Origin of the sequence: Nitrosomonas communis (genome assembly GCF_024102715.1) — a bacterium.
Lineage (GTDB): Bacteria > Pseudomonadota > Gammaproteobacteria > Burkholderiales > Nitrosomonadaceae > Nitrosomonas > Nitrosomonas communis_B.
In genome coordinates this window covers 1-3379 of record NZ_JAGFJM010000084.1, presented here as the reverse complement: position 1 = coordinate 3379, position 3379 = coordinate 1, and the positions used below count along the sequence as shown (strand labels likewise).

Annotated in this window: 3 protein-coding genes; 2 read left to right on the top strand and 1 reads right to left on the bottom strand. The window is 50.1% G+C overall.

What is annotated here, in order from left to right:
* The first annotated feature begins 375 nt into the window (after nt 1–375).
* The gene (gene glpK / locus J5I83_RS08180) at nt 376–1881 is read left to right on the top strand and encodes a glycerol kinase GlpK (RefSeq protein ID WP_304054823.1); all 1506 of its coding nucleotides are present in this window, start codon (nt 376–378) and stop codon (nt 1879–1881) included.
* On the opposite strand, the gene gloB is transcribed toward glpK, so the two are convergent.
* Nucleotides 1878–2642, bottom strand: a complete 765-nt coding sequence (gloB, locus tag J5I83_RS08175) for a hydroxyacylglutathione hydrolase (protein ID WP_304054821.1) — start codon at nt 2640–2642, stop codon at nt 1878–1880. The two genes, glpK and gloB, sit on opposite strands and share 4 nt — an antisense overlap.
* A gap of 32 nt (nt 2643–2674) precedes the next feature.
* Between gloB and J5I83_RS08170 the strand changes: the two genes are divergently transcribed.
* Nucleotides 2675–3379 (top strand): class I SAM-dependent methyltransferase (locus tag J5I83_RS08170; protein ID WP_304054820.1); only part of this gene is annotated, 705 nt, incomplete at its 3' end.

The window sequence follows — 3379 nt, the reverse complement described above, 5'->3', positions numbered from 1 at the left end:
GAACATTGCTTGCAGAAGAGGTCGGCGAAGCAGAGCTCGCGCAGCCTGTTCAACCTAAGCAGAATGATACGGTAGCTGCCACCTGCAATCCGGATGGTTGCGCCATTTAGCTGTCTAGTTTCAGCTTGGCAGCGTAGGATGTGAAAAGCATTCTGCCAAAATCAGGCTCGTCAGGCAATCTATCGATATCGTAGCATATTCTCCGCACCGCATGCGAAGAATAAACGCATATTCCCACATCTCTCTATAGTTTCGGGAGTGGTTAGAGTTGAAGCAGGGGAGGCATTTTTGCAGAGTTGGGGTGTTTCCTGCTACCCTTGAAAAAAGACGGTTGCAGAAGATGATTTCTATATTAGCGGTGGCGGAGGTTCGATCATGAGCGGCAGATCAGTAATTTTGGCAATTGATCAGGGAACCACTAGTTCGCGTGCGATCCTATTTTCTGCGGAGCTTGAGATACTGGATGTGCAGCAAAAAGAGCTTAGGTTGCATTTTCCGCGCAAAGGCTGGGTCGAGCAGCATCCAGAAGACATATGGAATGACACGCTCGAGGTCTGCCGCCGGATTCTCCAGACGTTATCCATTGGGGTGGAATCAGTTGCTGCTATTGGTATCACCAATCAACGTGAAACGACTATTCTATGGGATCGCAGCACTGGCGAGCCTGTATATAACGCTATCGTTTGGCAGGATCGCCGCACGGCTGCGCTGTGCCAGCAACTTAGGGACGCGGGGTATGAACCACTGGTAGAAGCTAAAACTGGCTTGCTGTTTGATCCCTATTTCTCAGCCGGAAAAATTGCCTGGATACTGGATAATGTCGAGGGCGCGCGCGAACGGGCTGAACGTGGTGAACTAGCCTTTGGCACGGTGGATTGTTATCTGCTCTGGCGTCTCACGGGCGGGCGAGTACATGCCACTGACGTGACCAATGCCTCGCGCACACTTCTTTATAACATCATCGAACAGAAATGGGATGAGGCGTTACTGGCGTTGTTTGGTATTCCGACTATTATTTTGCCAGAGGTCCGGGACAACGTAGCCGGTTTCGGCTTGACTGATCCGATGTTGTTCGGGCGGGAAATTCCTATTGGCGGCATGGCGGGAGACCAGCAGGCAGCCATGATCGGGCAGGGTTGTTTCCAGTCCGGCATGGTCAAATCTACATATGGCACGGGTTGCTTTGCGCTGATGAATATCGGGCCGGACTTCAGACTTTCGCGCAACCGTCTTTTGACGACACCTGCTTATCGGTTGGATGGAGCGATGACTTATGCGCTGGAGGGTTCGATTTTCATTGCTGGTGCAGCGATTCAATGGTTACGCGATGGGTTGGGGTTTTTCCCGGATGCCGCCGTGAGCGAAGCCATGGCTTTGAGTGTTCCTGATAGTAACGAGGTTTATTTCGTGCCCGCTTTCACCGGATTGGGTGCGCCCTATTGGCGGCCGGATGTGCGCGGCGCGATGATGGGCCTGTCCCGCGAGACGACGAAGGCGCATATCGTGCGTGCAGCGCTGGAAGCACAAGGGTATCAGACGCGAGATTTGATGGCCGCGATGGAGGCGGATGGCGGATGCGAGGTTGCTGTGGTACGTATCGATGGCGGGTTGTCAACGAATCAGTTCATGTGCCAATTTCTCGCTGATATGCTGGACAGGCCGGTGGAGGTTCCGCAGGTGACGGAGGCTACGGCATTAGGCGCCGCTTGTTTGGCTGGGCTTTTTGCGGGAATATTTCCGGGATTCGATGCTGTGGAGCGGCACTGGCGGCGGGCCAGAATTTATGAGCCGATGATGGCGCAGGCCGAAAGAGAGCAGCTTTATCATGGCTGGAAGGCTGCTGTTGGGGCACTTTTGGCTTATACCGCAAATGTGAATTAAAAAGTATCCTTCCATTGACGCAGTTCAGCAAAAACGCTGATCGGGTCTTGCAACCTCTTGCCGGCATGTCGACTGGCAGCATTGATAAGAGCAGGTTGATCACATCGCAGGAAAGGGTTAGTCGCTTTTTCCATCGCTAGTGTTGAAGGCAGTGTGGGGAGATCATGCTTCCTTTGTGCTTCTATTTCGATTGCGCGTTGCGCTAAAATTGGATTATCTGCTTCGACCTCTTTTGCAAAGCATACATTGGCAAGCGTGTATTCATGCGTACAGTAAACAAGTGTGTCATCCGGTAGGCTGGCTAGTTTCTGTAATGAGGTATACATCTGCTGGGCAGTTCCTTCAAAGATACGCCCACAGCCGCAGGCGAACAGCGTATCGCCACAAAATAACGATTTTCCGCCATAATAGGCAATATGTCCTGCCGTATGACCAGGGATATCCAGCACAGCAAGATCAAGTGATAGCTCTGCCAGGTGAACGGTATCGCGTTCTCTGAGACCATGTGTCAACTCTGGGATGTGTTCATTTGCAGGGCCATACACTGGCATAGTAAATGCCTGCAATAATGTAACATTGCCGCCGGTATGATCATGATGATGGTGTGTGTTGAGAATGGCGATGGGCTGCAATTCCTGCTGTTGAAGATAGGTCAGCACAGCTGATGCACTTCCCGGATCGACGATGGCAGCATAGTGCTGATTGTGAATTACCCAGATATAGTTGTCTTTAAAGGCGCGAACAGGGTGAATATTGAACATGGTGTTTCTCTCGGTTTAGTAAAAATATAGTTATGGTGAGACTGAACGCTAACAGTAGCATGCTTCTCTCAGCGCATGCACAGGCCATGCAGCAATGGTTCGGGACATCGCTAGGCTACTATTTGCTGACGGAGGAACAAAACTATTTTGATCAGGCAGTTACTAATATTTTTGGGTATAACGCGCTGCAAATCGGATTTCCTCAGTTTAATTTTTTGCGTACTAATCGTATCCCTTTTCAATTTCGTCTGGGCATCAGTCATGGCGTATCCTGCTACGCGTTACCTGATTTTCTGCCAATCAACAGCAGCAGTATGGATTTAGTATTGCTGCCACATATCCTGGAGTTTAATGCTAATTCACATCAAATTCTTCGTGAAGTGCATCGCGTCTTGATGCCAGAAGGTCATGTGGTGATCAGTGGTTTTAATCCGCGCAGTCTTTGGGGGATGCACCGTTATTTGAAGTCAGCGAAGAATGAATTTCCATGGTGCGGTCACTTCATTGCATTATCTCGTCTCAAGGACTGGTTGAAGTTGCTTGATTTTGAGATTGTCGGAGGCCGGCTCGGCTGCTATATTCCTCCCTTCAGTAATGAAAAATGGATAAAGCGTTTTCATTTTATGGAGGCTGCGGGGGATCGTTGGTGGCCGATTTCAGGCGGCGTTTATTTCTTACAGGCGATCAAGCGAGTCCATGGCATGCGTATTATTAAGCCTTGCTGGGAAAATAGTTTA

Coding starts and splice junctions, on each gene's coding strand:
- glpK (WP_304054823.1), top strand. CDS start 376: ATGAGCGGCAGATCAGTAATTTTGGCAATTGATCAGGGAACCACTAGT.
- gloB (WP_304054821.1), bottom strand. CDS start 2,642: ATGTTCAATATTCACCCTGTTCGCGCCTTTAAAGACAACTATATCTGG.